Consider the following 19,771-nt stretch of genomic DNA (forward strand, 5'->3'; position numbering starts at 1 on the left):
ATGAAAAACTGGATCAATAAATTAATATCATCAACGATACTTGCATGGCTAAGTTATTTATTACTTAGTTTTATCTTAATAGAGGTTCTTGTCAATAGTCGTCCCATTGAAATCAACCTAGAAATTATTAGTGAAAGTGATCAAGAGGTAACAATTAGTTATAATGTAATGCCATCTCAAGCTGGAGCTGTTTTATATAAACGAAAATTAAAAACAGGAAAGAATTTAATAAATACCCCACTTCTAAATGATTTGGAAATAAGAAGAATCTACTTATTATCTAATGCTCCAATAAAGTTTTCAATACACTCATTGAGAGTGAATAAGACAATTAACCGGATTGATATTAAGCTTAGCGATGTTGCCGAGAATTGTAAAATTTTATCAAATAGTGGGCAAGAGTCTTCTAGGCTGTTAGTGGCTGATAGCAAGCTTAAAATAGAATTAACTGAGTCGTCTTCTATATTATTGATTGACAATAAGATAATGGATATGATCTATTCTAAGCTTACTATCAGTTACCATATAATTGCTTTCGCAGTGGCTTTGGCTTGTTTTTTTATCGTTTTAATTTTTCTGTTTAGACGTAAAGAGGTTTCTAATTCTATGATTTATACTTTGAGTTTTATAGCGATCATTTTAACTCCTTTTTTAAGTCAAAAAGATAATCATACAACAGAAAATAGAGTACTAGAGCCTTTTCCTGATTTGAACGTGAATATTTGGAGAATTCCAAATGCTTATAATAAATACTATAATGATCATTTCCCTTTTAGGAATGAATTGAGAAACATTGGGAATTATATTAAATATAATATTTTTAATACATCTCCAAAACCTGAATTGGTCCAGATTGGAAAAGACGGGTGGTTATTTTTTTCATCAAAACAAATTAGAAGTGTCTATCAAGGAACAAACATTTACACTGAAGAACAACTCGAAAAGATTAGAATAGGTCTTGAAAATAAAGCTACACTATTAGAAAAACATGGTATTTCTTATTATTTTACTATGCCTCCTTTAAAACACCAAGTGTATCCTGAATATCTACCAGATGGTTTTAAAATAGTAGGTTCAGTGACAAAAAGATCACAATTGATGGCTTATCTAAAGGCCAATTCATCCATTAAGTTGATTGATCCATATGATAAACTAATGGAATTAAAAGGTGAAACGGAGGTCTACTATAAAACAGACACCCATTGGAATCGAAGAGGCGCCTTTGCTGTTTATCAATTAATAATAAATAGAATTAGAGAGGATTATCCTAATCTGCCAGCTGCTCTAACTCTTGATGATTTTGAGATTGAAAGAAGAATTGACTATGAGGGTGATTTAGTGAGCTTACTAAACATGAAAAATACCTTTTCTAGAGAACCATTTTTTCTGATTCCGAAATTTAAGAGTAACTACAGTGGTCAGATGATAGGAGATAAAATGGAGGGAGAAACAAGCTTTCTCTTTTATGAGACTGAATTAAAGGATCAACCTAGTATGTTACTTTATAGAGACTCTTTTGCAGAGTATTTGCATCCTTATTTATCAGAACATTTCAGTCGAACTGGAGTGTCATGGAGCCGTCAACTAAACGACAAAAGAATTCTTCAAGAAAAACCCGATATCATAATTCAGGAAATGATGGAACGTTTTATTGATGATTTATTAATTGAATGATTCAATTATAGGATGACGTCTGGCTCAAAATGAGTCGTAACCAATGATAAGTTAGGATTGTAAAATGGGTCATTGTCAATATAACTTTGCCACTTTGATTTAAAGTATTTTACTTCACTTAAATGGCGCTTGTATGACGCTTTTGTTGCATAAGGATGACCTCTAGTTAATGACTCATAGTGGTACAATACTACGTCAGGATTAAAGAGGTTATAATATCCTTTATCGATTAATTTTAAGCAAAAGTCTACATCGTTGTATTCTACTGCTAGTTTTTCATCAAACCCCCCTACTTCTTTATATTTAGAAGTTTCAACGAGCAAGCAGGCAGCAGTTACAGCGCTATAATTAGTTACGGAAGTTAAATAATAAAAATATCCCGGATCCTCTTTACCTGCACCAATAAAAGTATGACCCGCAACCCCTCCAATACCCATTACTACTCCTCCATGCTGCACCGTATTATTGGGATAAAGTAGTTTTACACCCACAGCTCCTATTGTTTCCCGTTGAGCATGATGAAGCATTTGCTCAATCCAATCATCTTGGAGTACTTCTGTGTCATTATTGAGTAAGAGTATAAATTCACCTGATGACCGAGCGACTCCATCGTTCATTAGTTTGGCATAATTGAAAGGATAAGGGCAGTCTAGTAATTGAAATTGATCTCCAAATTGAGACTTCCATTTCTTAAAGCATTCAAACAATGCCTCTTCAGTACTATTATTATTTATTAAAATAATCTCAAAATTCTGATATGACGTTCTTTCAAAAATAGAGTTGATACAAGTAGTCAATACTTCAGCATTGTTATAAGTAGGAATGATGATACTTACTTTAGGTGTTCCTTTCAATGCATATTGAATTCGATAAAATCCTGGTTTTCCGCTTTGAAGCTCGGCTTTACCATCTATTTCCCTTCTCTTTAGTGCCTCATTCAAAGCTTTTACTCCACTTGAAAATGCATAATCTTTTGCCTCTTCATTCATGGAGGTAGACTGTTTATGCATTCTCCAGTGATAGAGTATTTTTGGAATTCTATGAATTTTTTGGCTAATTTCAGTTGCTCTGAGCAGTAAGTCATAATCTTGGCTACCCTCAAAACCAACCCGAAACCCACTCAACTGTTCCATTAATGTTTTTCTAACTCCCACAAAGTGGCCCAAGTAGTTTCTCGATAAAAATGTGTCAGGACTCCAGTTGGGTTTAAAGTTTGGTTGTGTAAATCTTCCCTTTTCAGTTATTTTATCTTCATCAGAATAAAGAATGTCAATGGTTTTATCTTCATTTAAGGCCATAGCGAATTGAAATAAAGCATCTTTAGTGAGTAAATCGTCATGATCCATAAAGCAGATAAAATCTCCAGAAGCTAATTCCAATGCTGAGTTACTTGAGGCAGAGATATGCCCATTTTCCTTTCTAAAACTTATTTTAATTTGTGGGTGTTTCTCAAGCTCTTTTAAGTAATTGATTAAATCCTCATCCATAGAATAATCGTCTGCAATACAAAGCTCCCAGTTGCAATAGATTTGATTTGTAACAGAATGGATAGCCTGTTTAAAATAATTTAGATTTGGACGATACACTGGAATCACAATGGAGAACTTTGGCTGATATTCAAGAAGCATAGTCTTCTTTTGAAAGGCTTCGAAGTCTCCTTTCTTGGGCATGTTTCTTTTTCTCCATTTCGCATATACTAAATCTTCAGTTTGTGGGCCACCAAAGTATTTTCTCCAGATATAACGAAAAACTTTTCCTGCAAATCGAATCATTTTTTTTAGTCCATCCACAGAGAAGAAAAATACTATAAAACGATGAAAACTCCAGCTTTCCTGACTTTGCATAAAGGTTTGTCTTCCGACTACTTCTCGAATTTTGCTAAATACTCCCAATTTATTCTGATTTTGGATAGATTACTTCTTCTTTTTAACCATTTCTAATTCATACAAATCAGAAATTTCTTCTATTGGGCCTACCTTTAAAACTTTACCATCCTTAATAAAGCAAGCTCGTTTACAAATACTTCGAATATCTTCCAAATGGTGTGAAACATAAATAATAGTGCTTCCATTTTTGCGAATTTCTTCAATTCTTTCAGCACACTTTTGTTTGAATCCTAAATCTCCCACGGTAAGAGCCTCATCAACAATTAAGATCTCAGGATCTTTGGCTACTGTAATTGAAAATGCCAATCGAGCAAGCATTCCTTGCGAATACCGCTTTACCTGAGAATTAATATCATAATCGCTTAACTCTGAAAATTCTATAATAGTGGATAAAGAAGCTTTAATTTCTTTTTGAGTTAAACCCATCAAAGTACCTAAAAGCTTGATGTTTTCTAATCCGGTTAACTCAGGCTCTAGACCAACGCCCAGGGCCATCATGGGGGCTACTTTACCATTAACTATTAGTGTTCCTTTATTGGGTTTCATAATCCCAGAAATAGCTCGCAAAAAGGTGCTTTTCCCTGATCCATTTCTTCCCATAACTCCGAAACATTCACCTTTATAGATCTTAAGGTTGAAATTATTTAAAACCTCTTTATTTTCAAATAATTTTCGAATTCCCATTGTTAAAAGGAAGTCTTTGAAGTTATTGATTCCATGCTTTGTCACCAAAAAACCAACGGATAAATCTTTTGCTTCAATAATGACTTCTCTATTTTGAATAGCTGCTTCCATCGGTTAGTAGTTAGAAATGAATCCTTTTTCAAGTTTCTTAAAGACAAGTAAACCTATACTAAATGAAATTACGGTTAGCCCGATTACTATTCCCCATTCTTTTAGAGAAGGGATTTGATTGTAATACAGAATTGTTCTAAACATTTCCATGAAATGATATAGGGGATTCAATTTAATCAAAGTTTGAAATTGATCAGGGACCAATTTGGTAGAATAGGCAATTGGAGTAAAGTAAAACAAAGCTGGTGTTAATGAGGTGTATAGTAAGCCTACATCTCTAAAATAAACGTTAAATGCACAAACAAATAGACCAATGCCTAGAGTAAAAAGAGCAAATAAAAGCAAGGCGAATAGTATGAATAGCGTTTCAAATCCAATTGAGGCATCAAAAACTACCATTAATATACCAAATGGAATCAACGAAAATAATAAGTTAATGATAGAAGTGACAACTTCTGATATGGGTAATGCAGCCGTTTCTACGTTAATAGATTTCAATAATCCCCTACTATTTATAACTGAATTTATAGCTGTAGTCGTGGCATTACTGTAGAAATTCCAAAAGATTAATCCTGTTAAAGCATACAATGGATAATTCTCTAGGTCAGGAAAAGCTTTACTAAAGATAAATGTAAAAATTGCGAGGTAGAGCAGCGGTGTTAGCAAACTCCACATAAACCCTAATATTGAATTTTTATACCGAAGTTTTAAATTCTTCAATGACAATATCCAAACTAAATTTACAAAATGTGAAATGCCGGTTGTACTTGCTCTGTTTATCGTTTTCAATTTTTTATCTATCTCTTTTGCAAAGTTATTGATTATATAATGAAGGGGAAAGGGAATGTTTCTCTTTGGTTATATGAGATTTTCTATAGTTTGGGTTTGTTTTTTTGCCACAAATAGTTGGAGATTAGTATACAGTTTAAAAATACAAAGAAAACCACACCATGTTGACGATTCAGAATGTTTTCAGTTAAAAAACAAATAGCCATAAAAATTTTAAAAAAGAGCAATACCGAGAAAGAAAACGCTTCTAAGTTATTAAAAGGGAAAATTAGAATCACAATAAAAATAAATAATCCCACAACTCCAAGTCCTAGTATTAAATCAAAATATTGGTTGTGTGTATTATAATAAGCGGTAGAAAGCTCTGTATTGTTATATGAATCGTAACATTCGTTTAGCTTATCTTGTATGTTGTCCAGCCCTGCACCCATCATCCAATTATCAGCAACCACTATTTGAGAACAATTGAATATGCTTTTTCTTAGACTAGATGAATTGACTGATTGAGCATTTTTTGTTACTTCTCCCGAATTGATTGCTTCTTTGAATCTGTTTCCAATGCTTGGAACAAATATAACTGCTGCTGTAAGTATCACTATTCCTGCAATTAGAATGGATAAACCTCTTTTCCAATTTTGAATCGTTTCTATTATAGTAAACCCGACAAGGAATGCTATAATCGGGGATCGAGCTACCAGCAAAAGACAAATTATAGACAGTAGGAGAACGTGCAACAAAGTAAAGCTATTTTCTATTTTCTTATTTTTAATTAGATTGCGTACTTTTTTGATTTTTAGTTGTATAAAAATTGAAAATAAATAAAATATACTTAAATAGGTAGCATGAACACCCAATGTATTTTCGCTAAACGTCCTGAAAGCATAAGCAAAACTATCTTCAGTAATAGGTGCAGAGTAAGAAAGGTATGCGGGTAAAAATCGACTTAATAAGTATACTGCCGAGAGAAAGCATCCAACTTGAAAAGCAAAAAGAATAGAATAAAGCTCCTTAGAGGTAATTAATTTTCTTCGTAAAAAGAATCCAAGTGGGAAAATTAGGAAAGAAGCTTTAATTTCTAGGGCTTTAGATGCATCTCTTGTAAAGTCTGAGAATAAGAACCCTATCAAATACAGAAAAAAGAGTGATGCGACTAAAAGACACCACTTAAGGTTTGATTGAAAAGAAAATGCCTTGTTTTGAAATGATTCGTAAATGGCACTTATAAACCAAAATCCTATAAAGTAGGGTGTTGCTTTTCTAAAAAGGACCAATGCCATCATTAAAGCACAGCTGAAAATAAGGAAGAGATTATTCTTTATGAATGTTCTAATAAGCACTGGTCAACAACTTTAGTAAATTCTCTTGCAAATCTCTCATTATTAAATGAGTTGGCATATTTATGTATTTCCTCAGCAGTCCAGAGGGTAGATTTCTCGAATTGTTCTATTGCCTCAATTATTGCCTCAGGTGTTTGTTCATAAAAATAAATGGCAGTTTTGTCTTTTACCGTAGTCTCTAAAACCCCACCTTTTGCGTACGCAATTACGGGAGTTCCACAAGCTTGAGCTTCTACTGGAGCGATTCCAAAATCTTCAAATGACGAATTAATAAATGCTTTCGCATTTCCCATAACTGAAGCAAATTCAGTTTGTTCTAAAAAGCCCAATATTTCTATATTTCCTGACCCTTTAGCTAATTGGGTTAATTTTGCCAATTCTGGGCCATCTCCAATGACTTTTAATTGTTTGTGCGGCAATTTTTTAAAAGCCAATATAGCCAATTCTACTTTTTTGTAGGGAACCAACCGAGATGCAGAAACGTAGTAATCTTGTTTTTTAGTGATTAATGGAAATTTATTTGTGAACAGTGGTGGATAAACCACTATCGAATCTCTTCGGTATACCTTTTTGATTCTGCGAGCAATGTTTTCAGAATTTGCAACAAATACGTCTACTCGATTACTTGAAATAACATCCCATTGTCGCAACTTTGAAATGTAATGACGCATAAAATAAGCCAATGGAAAATTAGTCCAATTTGTTTTTGGAATGTAACTAAAGTACAAATCCCATAAATATCGCATCGGACTGTGGCAGTAGCATACATGCACTTGATTGGAGTGTGTTAAAACTCCTTTTGCAACAGCGTATGAAGATGAAATAATTAAATCGTAATCCGTTAAATTGATCTGCTCAATGGCGTATGGAAACCAAGGCAAATAATACCGGTAATACTTCTTAGCAAATGGGAATTTTTGAATGATAGAAGTGTTGCTTTTTTTTCCTTTTAGAATAGTTTGTCTGTCATTATCAGATAAATAATCTATTAGACTGTAGATGTCTGCTTGTGGATACAAGTTGATGATTTCACGACATACTTTCTCAGCTCCACCGTCAACGGTAAACCAATCATGTACAATAGCAACTCTCAATCTTTTATCCATTTAGCCCTCTCTAGATATAGCAGCCCTCCAAATTAATGTTTTTGACTTAGAATCAATAGCTATTTTATATTTAGTAATATTTAATCTCATTTTTAGAATCAGTTTAAATAAACTCTTCGACTCGTGTAGAGACTATTTTTGCCGCATTCCAATAAGAATACTTATCGTTCAATTCAGTCATTTTCTCTATTGTCAATGTTTTGTATTCATTGTTGATAATCTTCTCAATACCAATTTTTATGTCTTCAACATTGTTTGGATCTGTAAAAGTAGCAACATCTTCATAGAGTTCTCTAAATACTTCAATGTCTGATAATATAATGGGGCAATTTGCATTTAACGCTTCTAAAGGAGGAATTCCAAAACCTTCATAGAATGAGGGATAAATCAGTGCTTTTGCTCCTTCATATAGTGATTGTAGTTGATTGTCATCTATGTCTGTATGATAAATGAGATTAAAATTATACTGATTCTCATCGACCTTTATGTTATTGAAATTTCCTTCTGATCGGCCAATTACTCTTAAATCGAAATCAGAATTATCTAATAATTGCATGGCAGCTAATACATTTTTTAGATTTTTTCTAGGATTCTTTCCACCCATTGCTAAAAAGTATGGACGAGTATTTTCGGTTTTACTTGATTTTTTAGCATTTTGAAAAATCAAAGGCAATCCATTGTATACAACATGAATATTATTGCCAGCTTGGTTAAAATAATTTTTGATGTCTGTTTTTACAGAATTGCTAACCGTTAAAATCATCTTTGCTTTTTTGATCGTTTTTGGGATCAAAAAATTGTAAAACGTTTTAAAGGCAAACGAAAACCACTCAGGATGTTTTAAAAAAGCTAAATCATGCAGTGTAACTACAGAATTGGAATAGAATAATGGGGAGGTGTTACAAAGGTTTAATAAAATTGGATTTCCCTTTTTCTTTAAGAAACGTGGCAATTCTATTTGTTCCCATAAATGACCTTCAAGGGTACCAAATGACTCATTGTTAAACTTCTGTGACAATTCAGAATGAAGCACATTTCTTGGGGAGACTAATTTTATCTCTAGATCAAGTTTAATTAATTCTTCGCATAGCTCAATAGCAAACCGCTGAACACCTGTGATCGGTTGTGTCAAAAAACGTGCATTAACATATACTGTTCTGTTTTTTTTCATCTTAGCTACTCAATCCCTAGGCAAATATAAACTTAGAAAAGTTATTAATTCCTAGGGTAATTTACGGATATGTTTAATGCTTTAAAAACCAAATAACACCTCTAAGGCTGTTCTGTTTTGAAAGTTACAAGCTCCCTGTTCTTCCTCCGTCCACTGGAATATTGATCCCATTTATATAACTAGCAGCTGGAGAAGCTAAAAAAGCTGCAGCATTGGCCACTTCTTCTGGTTGGGCCACTCTATTCATTGGCACTTGAGCTTCCATTCCTTTCATTACATCAGCTTCTGCTTTTCCAGTTTTTGACGCTTTGTTGCTTACTATTTGGCTCAAACGCTCAGTAGCGGTGGCTCCTGGCAATACATTGTTTACCGTAATGCCGTATTTACCCAATTCATTGGCTAAGGTTTTCGCCCAGTTACCAACTGCTCCACGAACGGTGTTAGAAACACCTAAACCTGTCAATGGAATTTTTACAGAAGTAGATATGATGTTGATTATTCGTCCGTATCCGGAATCTATCATTCCTTGTTTTACCGCCGTTGCTAAAATATGATTGTTGATGAGATGCATTGAAAATGCAGCTTCAAACTCATCTGTTGTCGCATTTTCAATTGGTCCTGCAGGAGGTCCACCTGTATTGTTGATTAGAATATTTATCGTTTTTCCACCTGCCAAGTAGTTTTCAATCGCTTGTTTTACTTGAGCCGTTTGGCTAAAGTCGGCCACAATGTATTCGTGCGTTTGACTGGGGCTTGACGGCAATTCAGAAAGTACTGTTTTTAGTTTTTCTTCATTTCGAGCAAGCAAGGTCACACTAGCACCCATATTTGCCAATTCCATGGCAATTGCTTTTCCGATTCCTGCGGTGCTTCCGCTTACTAATGCTCTTCTGTTGGTTAAGTCTAAATTCATCTGCTTTCTTTTTTGGTGCTGCTAAATTAGCTATTCCAAATAGCAATCTCAAAAGTTGTGGCTAGCTTTGTAAAACTTCAAAAACTTATTACCTTAGAAGACCATTTAAAATAGAACAATCATGGCAATCAGACGACCTTTTAATTTTCAAAAATGGATAGACGAACACCGTCATTTATTAAAGCCACCAGTGGGCAATAAATTGGTGTATGAGGATGCCGAATTTATCGTAATGGTCGTTGGTGGGCCAAATGCTCGTAAAGATTATCACTGGGAAGAAGGAGAAGAGTTCTTCTATCAGTTGGAAGGCGATATAATTGTAAAAATTCAAGAAGATGGGAAAGCGGTAGAAGTGCCAATTAAGGAAGGTGAAATTTTCTTATTGCCAGCACGAGTTCCTCATTCACCAATTCGATCAGAAGGTTCTATTGGATTAGTAATCGAGCGAAAGCGAATTAACGGAGAGAAAGATGGGTTGCTTTGGTTCTGCGACAACTGCAATACAAAGCTGTTTGATGATTACTTCGTTTTGAAGAGCATAGAAAAAGATTTTATTCCGGTATTCCGAAAATTTTACGGATCGGAAGAGTTAAGAACCTGCAAAGAATGTGGGACAGTTATGGAAGTAGATGAAAGGTTCGTATAAGTTATGGCAGAATTGCTCACAATAGATATTCACACACACATTTTACCTGAAAATATTCCCAACTTTCGTGAGAAATTTGGATATGGAGGGTTCATTCATTTAGATCATCACAAGCCATGTTGCGCTCGTATGATGATGGACAATAAATTTTTTAGAGAGATTGAAGACAATTGTTGGTCGGCAGAAGCACGTATTAAAGAATGTGGACACCAACATGTAGATGTTCAGGTATTGTCTACGGTTCCGGTTATGTTCAGTTATTGGGCCAAACCTTATGATTGTTTGGAAGTTTCTAAGTTTTTGAATGATCACATTGCAGACATCGTGGTTCGCTATCCAAAACGATTTATTGGATTAGGAACCATTCCCATGCAAGATGCAGAATTGGCTATTGCAGAGCTGAAACGTTGCAAAGAAATTGGCTTAAAAGGAATTCAAATCGGGAGTCATGTGAATGACTGGAATTTAAGTTCACCTAAACTCTTTCCCATTTTTGAGGCCGCTCAAGATTTAGAGATGGCTGTTTTTGTTCATCCTTGGGACATGATGGGAAAAGAGAAAATGGAGCGCTATTGGCTGCCATGGTTAGTTGGAATGCCAGCAGAAACTTCGTTGGCGATTTGTTCCATGATCTTTGGAGGTGTTTTTGAACGATTGCCCAAATTAAAAGTGGCTTTTGCGCATGGCGGAGGATCTTTTCCATCTACAATTGGAAGAGTAGAGCATGGATTTAACGTACGTCCTGATTTATGTGCCATTGATAACAACGTGAATCCGCGTGATTACATCGGTAAATTTTACATCGATTCTTTGGTTCACGATCCCAATGCATTGGATTTTGTAATCAAAACAATGGGAGAAGACTTCGTTGCTTTGGGAACAGATTACCCTTTTCCTTTGGGGGAATTAGAACCGGGAAAATTGATAAAGAGCATGCCTTATTCCGATGAATTGAAATCGAAGTTATTGTCAGATAACGCCCTTAATTGGCTAGGATTAAATAAAGCACAGTTTTTATAAAACAATTGGCGCTCGTGAGATTTCACGAGCGTTTTTATTTTTGGGTGGTAGGTTTCCCTAACATTGGATTTAATCGTAAATTTGCACCTCATATTTTTTAGGGTGCTTAAAAGCAATTTTAATGAGTGATTCAATCAAACACGAGTGCGGAATTGCCCTCGTTCGACTACTAAAACCTCTTGATTATTATCTAGAGAAATACGGCACTGCGACCTACGGAATCAACAAACTATATCTTTTAATGGAGAAACAGCACAACCGCGGCCAAGATGGCGCCGGTGTTGCCAACATTAAATTCGATATGCAGCCAGGTGAGCGTTACATTAGTCGACACCGATCAAACAGTAGCAAACCGATCCAAGATGTGTTTGATAAAATCAACGGGGCCATTCAAGAGGTGTATGATAAGGATCCTGAATTATTGAAGGATACGGAGTGGTTGAAAAAGAATGTAGGTTTTACTGGAGAGTTGTTCTTAGGTCATTTAAGATATGGGACTTTTGGAAGAAACAGCATCGAAAATTGCCACCCATTTTTACGTCAGAACAACTGGATGACGAGAAATTTGGTAGTCGCAGGAAACTTCAACTTGACCAATGTAGATGAACTTTTTAACCTATTGGTAGATATCGGTCAGCATCCAAAAGAAATGTCAGACACAGTGACTGTTTTAGAAAAAATCGGCCATTTCTTAGACGAAGAAAACAACAAATTATTTAAAGAATATAAAACACTTGGCTATTCCAACGAAGAAATTTCGGCAATGATAGCGAAGAAGATGGATGTACAATCCATCTTAAAAAATGCGGCATTGGATTGGGATGGCGGTTATGCCATGGCCGGATTAATGGGGCATGGGGATTCATTTGTATTGAGAGATCCTTCTGGAATTCGTCCAGCGCATTACTACCAAGATGATGAGGTAGTCGTAGTAACTTCAGAGCGACCAGCAATTCAAACGGCTTTCAATGTGCCATTGGAATCCATAAAGGAAATCAAACCTGGTCATGCGTTGATCATCAAAAGAGACGGTACAGTTTCTGAGCAATTGGTGCGAGAACCGTTGGAAGAAAAGCAATGTTCATTTGAGCGGATCTATTTCTCTAGAGGAAGTGATGCGGATATCTATAAAGAAAGAAAAGAATTAGGAAGATCGATCACTCCAGAAGTATTGAAAAGCATTGATTACGATGTGGACAATACGGTATTTTCATTTATCCCGAATACGGCAGAAACTGCTTTTTACGGAATGGTGAAAGGGATGGAAGATTACATCAACCAAAACAAGCTGAAAGAAATTAGAGCGCTAGGTCCTGATGCTACAGATGAGCAATTGACAGAAGTGTTATCTAAACGAGCTAGGGCCGAAAAAATAGCCATTAAGGATGCCAAACTGCGAACGTTTATTACGCAAGATAGTGGACGAGACGATTTAGTGGCTCACGTATATGATGTAACGTATGGCGCGATTGCTATCGGTAAAGATAACTTGGTGGTGATTGATGATTCCATTGTAAGAGGAACCACCTTAAAGCAAAGTATTTTTAGAATCTTAGATCGATTGGGTCCAAAGAAGATAGTGATTGTTTCTTCTGCCCCTCAGATTCGTTACCCGGATTGTTATGGAATTGACATGGCTAAATTGGGTGATTTTATCGCCTTTGTGGCAGCCATTACTTTATTGAAAGAACAAGGGAAAGATGCAATTATAGCAGACGTTTACAAACGTTGTAAAGCACAAGTGAACTTACCGAAAGAAGAAATTCGCAACTATGTAAAAGAGATTTATGCTCCATTTACAGCGGAAGAAATATCGGCTAAAATCAGTCAATTGTTGCGCCCAGAAGAAGTGAAAGCAGAAGTTCAAGTGATTTACCAAACCATAGAAGGGTTGCATAAAGCCATTCCGAACCACAAAGGAGATTGGTATTTTACAGGAGATTACCCAACACCTGGTGGAAATAAAGTAGTGAACAAAAGTTTTATCAATTACATAGAAGGAAATAACGAACGAGCCTATTCATAATGGGTTAAATTATAAAAATATAAAAGGCTTCACGATTCGTGAGGCCTTTTTTTTAGTGCATTAAACAACTCCTCTCGACTCGCGTATTCCTCAGATTCTTCATTAAGCATCATTTTGCCAAACAAAACATCCTATTGTTCTTCAATTGAGAGTTTTATTTTTTTCATCGCTTTACAATTTTCTTCACATCCATGCCGTCCTCTCCAACTGCCTTTAAAAAGTAGATGCCGCTTTCCAATTGCTCTAAGTTAATCTGATTGACTTTTTGATTAAAATTTTGGACAATTCTACCTTGAAAATCCAATACCTGAATTTGATTGATTACCTGATTGGGCAACCACTCCAAATGAACCATGGAATGGGTAGGATTGGGATAAATGGTTTGGATCAGTTGGGTTTTTGCTACTTGTTTTTTTTCTTCTAAGCCAACATTATTTGTTAATCCATGAAGTTTAATAATTGGCTGTGAATGTTTACCATCCCAACTTTTCCAATTTCCGTATACATAATAACCTCCATTTACCGACTTTTTCATGTTTCTAATCCCTGCACTTCCAAATCTTGTAATAGAACTATCAGGTCCTATAAAATTATTGAAATATTGGGGTTCTATTTTACCTGTGGAATCTAATTTAACGAATCCATTTTTTACAAATCCTTGGTATTTATTAAAGTAGCCAGCTACTAAATAGCCATTGTCTTCTGTTTTTACTAGCGCATTTATTCCTGTTATAACATTTGAGGTGGTGTCTTCTGAACCATAAAAGTTCATAAAAGTGGTGTCTAAAGAACCATCGGAATTAAATCGAGCCAAAGTAGAAGTTTTTCCGGGATGATCTTTTAAACTGAAATTACCTCCATACAGAAAGAACTTTCCATCTTTTTCCACCGGACCAATACCATAATTAGTATTCCCAGGTACAATTGGGTTGTCAAAAGTAGTATCCAAATCGCCATTTAAAAATACACGACAAAGCCCATTTACTGTATGCCCATCATATTGTGTAAAGTAGGTATTGTAACCATAGATAAAAAAACGGCTACTGTCATAAGGAATAAAACTGGTAGGCTTATTATTCATAGTATGCTGAAAGGTGCTGTCATACAACCCTTGAGGGTTGACTTTTACAATGTAAGAATGAGGGAAAGTATCTGTGCCGTTGATAGGCCTACAGCTAGTGGCGGTATTACCATAGCTATTTGGCATTATAAATGATCCATCAGAATAGAAATAAGGATCAATCCCATCTCTACAAGGAATGCTTTTAAATAGATTCCAAATTATAGTTAAATTTATAGGAGTGCCATTTAAGTCTACTTGTCTAACAAAACCTGATTTTGTTACCACTAAAACAGAATCATTGATCGAAAAAATTTTTGCCAAATCGGTTCCAAATTCTCCTCTGTAATTGGGACACATTGATCCATTTACAGTGTAACAGACATTTCCACGAAAGCCAACTCCATTGTATGTCTGATTAAATCCACCTACTATATAAATGTTTCCATTTTTTGTATTCTCCCAAATATCATTCACAACTCCACCACCGGAAACTGTATTCATCGTAAAGTCTAATAATGGAGTAAACGAAGAGTCAACAGAAAATGAAGGTTGAGCATATAGCTCAACCTTCATTACACTATTGAAGATTAGAAAAAGAATAATATAATTGGTGATTTTTTTCATTAATGTTGGATGATTATTTTTCCTTTGTCCAAGCTTTCATTGTTGGTCAATACCTCATATAAATACACTCCATTTTCTATAGATGAAAGAGTAAATTGTTGGATATTTCCATTAAACGTTTGCTCAAATACCAATTGTCCTTGGAGGTTAGTGATGCGTATAAATTTAGTCATTTCCAATTGACTATTTATAAACCATACAGGTTCAAGGATTAGGAATGTCAATTTTAAAAGCAGTATAAATACTCAAACCAGTAATAGTCTAATCTCTAACCTCTAGCAGCGCAGCGTTCTAAATTCTTCTCCCTACCTTTTCTCCAAAAAATTCTCAGCAATCATGCACCTTACACTGCCACCGCCTACTTTTTCAATGGTTGGAATGTTGCCAATAATCAAATCGGAGTCAGCTGTTAGTTTTTCAGTTTGCTCAGCATTTAAGCTCGCATAGGCAGTTGAAGATAGCACAATAAACTTTTGGTCATCTTTATTCTTCAATTGAATGCAATTTCCCGCAAAGGAATTCATTTGCTGAAAGGAAATGTCAATCACTATTTTTTTAGATTTCTTGAGATAGGCAGTCATTGCTTTTTTCTCCAATGGGTTCAATATGGAATCCATGCAAATTAAGGCATAATCTTCACCCATACTCATCATTACATTGGTATGATAAATGGCCTTTCCTTGTTCGTCAAAGGCATGAAAACAGGTGCAATTGTATTGCCTATTTTTCGCCCAAGTTTCTGCTAATTCTTGATCTGTTCGGCTAGATATGGCTGCAAATACATGTCGGTTGACGTGATCCAGTACCATGCTGCCAGTACCTTCTAAGAACCTACTTTCCTTTTCTGTGGCGCTAAGGTCGTTGAAGCTGCTAAAAATGTAAGAACTGTATAATTGCTCGATGAGTTCTGCGCGTCGCTCTATGCGTCGGTTAACGGCCTCCATGGGGTAAATAAACACACTTCCGTCTTCGTGTGTGCTGATCCAATTGTTTAAAAAAACAGCATCGGGTTTAAGTGGGTCAATGCTGTCTTCTAGCACCAATACTTCTATCCCTGCTGCTCTTATTTTTTTGACTAATTGATCAAATTCTGATTCAATGAGGGAGTAATCCACTTTAGAGTTTTGCTGAAAGGCGTTAGAATCAGCTGTCAAAGCATTAAAGCCAAAGCTTTTTGGACGTAACATTAAAATGGCGGAAGCGGGATATAGTTCTGACACAATGGAAATTTTTGATTTGTTTCAAAGTTAGTTCTTGTAAAATAACCATTTAGCATTACAGACAATTTATTGTCTAATTATTAAAAAATGCTCAGCATATTTAGTAAACTTTTTTTACATTAGTAGTAACCTATGACTACACACCTACCCCAAGAAAATCAGTTGATTACTAAGCAAGAGTTTGTCAATTTAACTTTTGCTCGACTGTATTTTATCGAAGAATACAATATTGTTGAAGTAGAATATCAAGCCAACTCTACTATTGATGCTGAAGAAGCATTGGCCATTGTAGCTGCGATTCATCAATTTAATAAGGGCGAAAAGAGGTTTTTCTTGATAAATGCAACGAAAGAGTTTATTAATTTAACTGCGGATGCCAGATCAACTTATGCTCGTGAACAAACGAAACAGCAATATGCCATTAAGATGGCCATTTTTGTAAATAGTTTGGCTTACCGCATTATTGGTAATTTCTTTATCCGATATGACCGTCCTCCTGCGCCTGCTCGAATTTTCAATAATAGAAAGAAAGCCATTGAGTGGTTAACAGAATGATTAAAGTCACTTTCATAATTGTAGGGAATTATTTAAATCGATAATACTATTCTATTTTTTCTGTATTTTGTGGTAGTTAATTTGTAATGAAATAGTTAAAATGAATTCTTCTAGTTTTAGAATTTTCTTAAAAGATCTAGGGTTTGCAAAGTTCTATCTTAACAAAGAGCATAACATCCTTGAGATAGAATATCAAGCCAACTCAATAATTCGAAAAGAAGAAGTATTTAAAGTTCTTTCAGCTAGATCTGAACTTGTTCAAGGTAAGCAAGTGTTAGTTCTTATTGAGGTAACAAAAGAGTTTATCAATTTCACTGAAGAGGCTAGATCGACCTTTGTGAGTGAGCAAAAAAAAGATTCAACAGCGATTAAGATGGCTTTTCTAATTAATGGTTTAGCAGATAGGATAGTAGCAAATTTCTATATTCGTTTTGACCATCCGATAGTACCAACTCGCATTTTCAATAATAGAAAGAAAGCCATAGAGTGGTTAACAGAGTAGTCGATTTTAATGACTGCCTCACCCTTACTGTGAATACATTAGTGCTATTTTTTTGTATCTTTATTCTGACTTATGATTAAAGAAATATCTAATATATACTCACTCGAAGCCAGAAAATTGGTTCAAGATTTAGGTTTCGTGAAGCTCTATTACAATGGGGAGTTGGATATTTTAGAATCTGTTTATCAAGAAAATTGCGTAATTAATAGAGAGGAAGCTATTTTAATCATTCAGACTTCTCGGGATTTTAATAATGTATCTAATAAATATATTTTAGCGACAGGCCTGAGCGATTTTATTAACATTACCCCAGAAGCACGCATTGTTTTTGCAGAAGAAATGAAAAATGATAAGCAATTAAAAAAGATGGCGATCCATATCAATAGTCTGGCTTATCGGATACTTTCCAACTTTTTTATTCGGTTTAATAAACCACCCATTCCAACGAAAGTGTTCAATAATCGCAAAGCGGCGATTGATTGGTTGTTAGAAACTCAGGTTTAGTTTTTTTCAAATCATTTCGTTTAACAGAGGTCTTTTTTAGAAGTTTCTGTACTTTAGATACCGAGACATGACAAAAGAAACCCTCAATATATACGAAATCGAATGCAGATCGCTAGTTCAAGATTTAGGATATGCAATAATCTATTATCTTTCAGAAATAGACGTATTAGAGGTTGAATACCAGGCTGGATGTGTAGTGGATCGAAAAGAAGCATTGCAAGTTATGGAAGCTTCTCGCAAATATAATAATGGCAAAAATCGGTACACCCTAATTTCGGTCACAAAAGATTTCTTTAATATGACTCCGGAAGCCAGAGCAACTTTTGCTGATGAAATGAAGAGAGGTTTCGATGTGCAAAAAATGGCACTTTTGGTCAATAGTTTAGCATATCGAATTGTGGCCAATTTTTTTATTCGCTTCGATAAACCACCAGTGCCTACTAAAATGTTCAATTCTAGAAAAGAAGCGATCGATTGGTTAATTAAAGATTAGCTCCTTTCTGTGAGGTAGGCCCAACTTTTAAATCTAAAGTTTCGAATAGTCAATTTCGGATCATCTAGCTTTTTAATGTCTACAATATCCAAAATAGCCGCAATGGGGAAAGTTTTGTTGATGGCTTTTACACCACTTCTTTTGGGTTTAATTGCAATTAATTGCGATGGTCCAAACTCATTACCCTCAAATAAACTGACAATATAGACGGTCTCCTTATTTCTAAGGAATACCTTTTTTTGAATGTAAGCCAAGTGGCGTTTTGTTGATTCTGGTTTAGCACGATTCAATTCATTCAAAAGAAAGTACTCTTGAAAGTAGGCACTCACTTTTGTTTCATTAAAAGAATCCCCATTGAAACGGATGGCCCATCGGTTGTATCGTCCACTAATGGATTCTCTGTAAACTACTCTGAAAGGCAGTTCTATACTTAAATCCTCCCATTTGTGTTGAATCAATTGAATACGACTCATCCGAATGGAAGTCACCAAGACAATAAAACCGATCACTATTAATGGAGCGCCAATGCTGCTCAAAGCAGTTTCAAAATTATTCAGATAGGCTAAAATGGAAAACTGAAGGATAAAAACAATGACGTAATAGCCAATTAATCGACTGGCTATTTTGTTGGGATTGATGACTAATTTATGATCAAAAAAGTGAGAGTTGTTGAGTGCATTGTTGATAATAATGGCAAAAGTAGAAAGACCAAACAAAAAGAACAAGATAGTAATGATGATCCCAATTCCTGTGCTGATACCAGTATACATCAGCCAAAAATCATAGAAACCATGCGCCAATGATGCGTAGATAAAGAATAACAAGAGTTCTTTTATCTTTCGCTTCCCTTTTTGGTACTTGTATCGAATGATTCCATAAGCGATTAAAGCGGTGAAAAACATATGTCCTACACTTGAAAGTATTGCCCGTCCTCCAATTATTTGTGGCCCATGACGGTAGAAATACATCACGTTTTCAAATGCAGAAAACCCTAAGGCTGCCACACAGATATAGGCGATAAAGTCAATGGGCTCGTTAACTTCTTTTCGAAAAAGTTTATAAAAAATAAGAAATGGAATTAGCTTGGCGAACTCTTCCACCATTCCAATTTGTATGGTGCAGTAGAGAAAGTCGTTAATGAAATTGCCGTTTAAACTCCAATTGAGGGAATCTATAAAAAGGTAATGCAATCCAAAAACAATAGAAACTGAGGCTCCTCCTAATATGAAAATCAAGATAAAATACTTGAGGTCTTCCTTTTCGTAAATGTCAATTAATCGGTAATAATCCACCCAAATCCAAGCAATAAAGAGGGCAACCATTGAATAGATAAGAATCATAGTCAGTCCAATTGTTTTGTTGGATGAAGATAAATATATTCTTCTAATTGAAGTTGTAGGAAAGGAAAATTAGTGATTAACACAAAGGCACAGAGGGCACAGAGAAG

General features: G+C 35.1%; 19 protein-coding genes. 8 read left to right on the forward strand and 11 right to left on the reverse strand.

Annotated features, from left to right (window positions below; genetic code table 11):
- Positions 1-1,674, forward strand: a complete 1,674-nt coding sequence (locus ACTB0X_RS06475) for an alginate O-acetyltransferase AlgX-related protein (protein WP_463024180.1) — start codon at positions 1-3, stop codon at positions 1,672-1,674.
- A 5-nt stretch (positions 1,675-1,679) separates the two neighbouring features.
- Here ACTB0X_RS06475 and ACTB0X_RS06480 read toward each other — a convergent pair whose 3' ends face one another.
- The 7 genes from ACTB0X_RS06480 to ACTB0X_RS06510 form a co-directional block, all read right to left on the reverse strand.
- A complete protein-coding gene (locus tag ACTB0X_RS06480; protein WP_463024181.1) occupies positions 1,680-3,566 on the reverse strand; it encodes a glycosyltransferase family 2 protein in 1,887 nt (628 codons plus the stop codon).
- Positions 3,567-3,587: 21 nt separating this feature from the next.
- The gene (locus tag ACTB0X_RS06485) at positions 3,588-4,355 is read right to left on the reverse strand and encodes an ABC transporter ATP-binding protein (protein WP_463024182.1); all 768 of its coding nucleotides are present in this window, start codon (positions 4,353-4,355) and stop codon (positions 3,588-3,590) included.
- 3 nt (positions 4,356-4,358) lie between these two features.
- Positions 4,359-5,144 carry an ABC transporter permease gene (locus tag ACTB0X_RS06490; RefSeq protein WP_463024183.1) on the reverse strand — a complete coding sequence of 262 codons (786 nt, stop codon included), beginning with the start codon at positions 5,142-5,144 and terminating at the stop codon, positions 4,359-4,361.
- A gap of 83 nt (positions 5,145-5,227) precedes the next feature.
- Complete coding sequence (locus tag ACTB0X_RS06495; protein ID WP_463024184.1) at positions 5,228-6,424, reverse strand: O-antigen ligase family protein; 1,197 nt, start codon at positions 6,422-6,424, stop codon at positions 5,228-5,230.
- A gap of 35 nt (positions 6,425-6,459) precedes the next feature.
- Entirely contained in the window at positions 6,460-7,587 is a 1,128-nt protein-coding gene (locus ACTB0X_RS06500; RefSeq protein ID WP_463024185.1) for a glycosyltransferase, read from the reverse strand.
- A 103-nt stretch (positions 7,588-7,690) separates the two neighbouring features.
- Positions 7,691-8,758 (reverse strand): glycosyltransferase family 4 protein, encoded by a 1,068-nt coding sequence (locus ACTB0X_RS06505; protein WP_463024186.1) that lies wholly within the window; start codon positions 8,756-8,758, stop codon positions 7,691-7,693.
- 124 nt (positions 8,759-8,882) lie between these two features.
- The gene (locus ACTB0X_RS06510) at positions 8,883-9,671 is read right to left on the reverse strand and encodes an SDR family oxidoreductase (protein WP_463024187.1); all 789 of its coding nucleotides are present in this window, start codon (positions 9,669-9,671) and stop codon (positions 8,883-8,885) included.
- A 121-nt stretch (positions 9,672-9,792) separates the two neighbouring features.
- Between ACTB0X_RS06510 and ACTB0X_RS06515 the strand changes: the two genes are divergently transcribed.
- The 3 genes from ACTB0X_RS06515 to ACTB0X_RS06525 all read left to right on the forward strand — a co-directional run bounded on the left by ACTB0X_RS06515 (position 9,793) and on the right by ACTB0X_RS06525 (position 13,363).
- Positions 9,793-10,317: a 3-hydroxyanthranilate 3,4-dioxygenase gene (locus ACTB0X_RS06515; protein WP_463024188.1), complete on the forward strand. Its 525-nt coding sequence runs from the start codon at positions 9,793-9,795 to the stop codon at positions 10,315-10,317.
- Between the two features lie 3 nt (positions 10,318-10,320).
- Positions 10,321-11,337 carry an amidohydrolase family protein gene (locus ACTB0X_RS06520; protein WP_463024189.1) on the forward strand — a complete coding sequence of 339 codons (1,017 nt, stop codon included), beginning with the start codon at positions 10,321-10,323 and terminating at the stop codon, positions 11,335-11,337.
- A 121-nt stretch (positions 11,338-11,458) separates the two neighbouring features.
- Positions 11,459-13,363 (forward strand): amidophosphoribosyltransferase, encoded by a 1,905-nt coding sequence (locus tag ACTB0X_RS06525; protein ID WP_463024190.1) that lies wholly within the window; start codon positions 11,459-11,461, stop codon positions 13,361-13,363.
- A 163-nt stretch (positions 13,364-13,526) separates the two neighbouring features.
- Here the strand turns inward: ACTB0X_RS06525 and ACTB0X_RS06530 are convergent, their stop codons facing one another.
- The 3 genes from ACTB0X_RS06530 to ctlX all read right to left on the reverse strand — a co-directional run bounded on the left by ACTB0X_RS06530 (position 13,527) and on the right by ctlX (position 16,270).
- Entirely contained in the window at positions 13,527-15,050 is a 1,524-nt protein-coding gene (locus ACTB0X_RS06530) for a T9SS type A sorting domain-containing protein (RefSeq protein ID WP_463024191.1), read from the reverse strand.
- The gene (locus tag ACTB0X_RS06535) at positions 15,050-15,223 is read right to left on the reverse strand and encodes a T9SS type A sorting domain-containing protein (protein ID WP_463024192.1); all 174 of its coding nucleotides are present in this window, start codon (positions 15,221-15,223) and stop codon (positions 15,050-15,052) included. The genes ACTB0X_RS06530 and ACTB0X_RS06535 overlap by 1 nt, the downstream gene beginning before the upstream one ends.
- Positions 15,224-15,355: 132 nt before the next feature.
- Complete coding sequence (ctlX, locus tag ACTB0X_RS06540; protein ID WP_463024193.1) at positions 15,356-16,270, reverse strand: citrulline utilization hydrolase CtlX; 915 nt, start codon at positions 16,268-16,270, stop codon at positions 15,356-15,358.
- A gap of 132 nt (positions 16,271-16,402) precedes the next feature.
- Between ctlX and ACTB0X_RS06545 the strand changes: the two genes are divergently transcribed.
- From ACTB0X_RS06545 to ACTB0X_RS06560, 4 genes are all read left to right on the forward strand, one after another.
- Positions 16,403-16,825 carry a DUF7793 family protein gene (locus tag ACTB0X_RS06545; protein ID WP_463024194.1) on the forward strand — a complete coding sequence of 141 codons (423 nt, stop codon included), beginning with the start codon at positions 16,403-16,405 and terminating at the stop codon, positions 16,823-16,825.
- 100 nt (positions 16,826-16,925) lie between these two features.
- The gene (locus tag ACTB0X_RS06550; RefSeq protein WP_463024195.1) at positions 16,926-17,327 is read left to right on the forward strand and encodes a DUF7793 family protein; all 402 of its coding nucleotides are present in this window, start codon (positions 16,926-16,928) and stop codon (positions 17,325-17,327) included.
- A gap of 72 nt (positions 17,328-17,399) precedes the next feature.
- Entirely contained in the window at positions 17,400-17,831 is a 432-nt protein-coding gene (locus ACTB0X_RS06555; protein ID WP_463024196.1) for a DUF7793 family protein, read from the forward strand.
- 67 nt (positions 17,832-17,898) lie between these two features.
- Positions 17,899-18,324: a DUF7793 family protein gene (locus tag ACTB0X_RS06560; RefSeq protein ID WP_463024197.1), complete on the forward strand. Its 426-nt coding sequence runs from the start codon at positions 17,899-17,901 to the stop codon at positions 18,322-18,324.
- Here the strand turns inward: ACTB0X_RS06560 and ACTB0X_RS06565 are convergent.
- Entirely contained in the window at positions 18,321-19,664 is a 1,344-nt protein-coding gene (locus ACTB0X_RS06565) for a PrsW family intramembrane metalloprotease (RefSeq protein ID WP_463024198.1), read from the reverse strand. The genes ACTB0X_RS06560 and ACTB0X_RS06565 overlap by 4 nt on opposite strands.
- Positions 19,665-19,771 lie beyond the last annotated feature (107 nt).

The sequence above is a fragment of the Acidiluteibacter sp. genome (genome assembly GCF_055129545.1).

Excerpts from the sequence above, each read along its gene's own strand:
- ACTB0X_RS06475 (WP_463024180.1), top strand. The coding sequence starts at position 1 with ATGAAAAACTGGATCAATAAATTAATATCATCAACGATACTTGCATGG.
- ACTB0X_RS06530 (WP_463024191.1), bottom strand. The coding sequence starts at position 15,050 with ATGAAAAAAATCACCAATTATATTATTCTTTTTCTAATCTTCAATAGT.
- ACTB0X_RS06565 (WP_463024198.1), bottom strand. The coding sequence starts at position 19,664 with ATGATTCTTATCTATTCAATGGTTGCCCTCTTTATTGCTTGGATTTGG.
- ACTB0X_RS06485 (WP_463024182.1), bottom strand. The coding sequence starts at position 4,355 with ATGGAAGCAGCTATTCAAAATAGAGAAGTCATTATTGAAGCAAAAGAT.
- ACTB0X_RS06545 (WP_463024194.1), top strand. The coding sequence starts at position 16,403 with ATGACTACACACCTACCCCAAGAAAATCAGTTGATTACTAAGCAAGAG.
- ACTB0X_RS06495 (WP_463024184.1), bottom strand. The coding sequence starts at position 6,424 with ATGATGGCATTGGTCCTTTTTAGAAAAGCAACACCCTACTTTATAGGA.
- ACTB0X_RS06515 (WP_463024188.1), top strand. The coding sequence starts at position 9,793 with ATGGCAATCAGACGACCTTTTAATTTTCAAAAATGGATAGACGAACAC.
- ACTB0X_RS06550 (WP_463024195.1), top strand. The coding sequence starts at position 16,926 with ATGAATTCTTCTAGTTTTAGAATTTTCTTAAAAGATCTAGGGTTTGCA.
- ACTB0X_RS06535 (WP_463024192.1), bottom strand. The coding sequence starts at position 15,223 with ATGACTAAATTTATACGCATCACTAACCTCCAAGGACAATTGGTATTT.
- ACTB0X_RS06525 (WP_463024190.1), top strand. The coding sequence starts at position 11,459 with ATGAGTGATTCAATCAAACACGAGTGCGGAATTGCCCTCGTTCGACTA.
- ACTB0X_RS06505 (WP_463024186.1), bottom strand. The coding sequence starts at position 8,758 with ATGAAAAAAAACAGAACAGTATATGTTAATGCACGTTTTTTGACACAA.
- ACTB0X_RS06510 (WP_463024187.1), bottom strand. The coding sequence starts at position 9,671 with ATGAATTTAGACTTAACCAACAGAAGAGCATTAGTAAGCGGAAGCACC.
- ACTB0X_RS06520 (WP_463024189.1), top strand. The coding sequence starts at position 10,321 with ATGGCAGAATTGCTCACAATAGATATTCACACACACATTTTACCTGAA.
- ACTB0X_RS06555 (WP_463024196.1), top strand. The coding sequence starts at position 17,400 with ATGATTAAAGAAATATCTAATATATACTCACTCGAAGCCAGAAAATTG.
- ACTB0X_RS06560 (WP_463024197.1), top strand. The coding sequence starts at position 17,899 with ATGACAAAAGAAACCCTCAATATATACGAAATCGAATGCAGATCGCTA.
- ACTB0X_RS06500 (WP_463024185.1), bottom strand. The coding sequence starts at position 7,587 with ATGGATAAAAGATTGAGAGTTGCTATTGTACATGATTGGTTTACCGTT.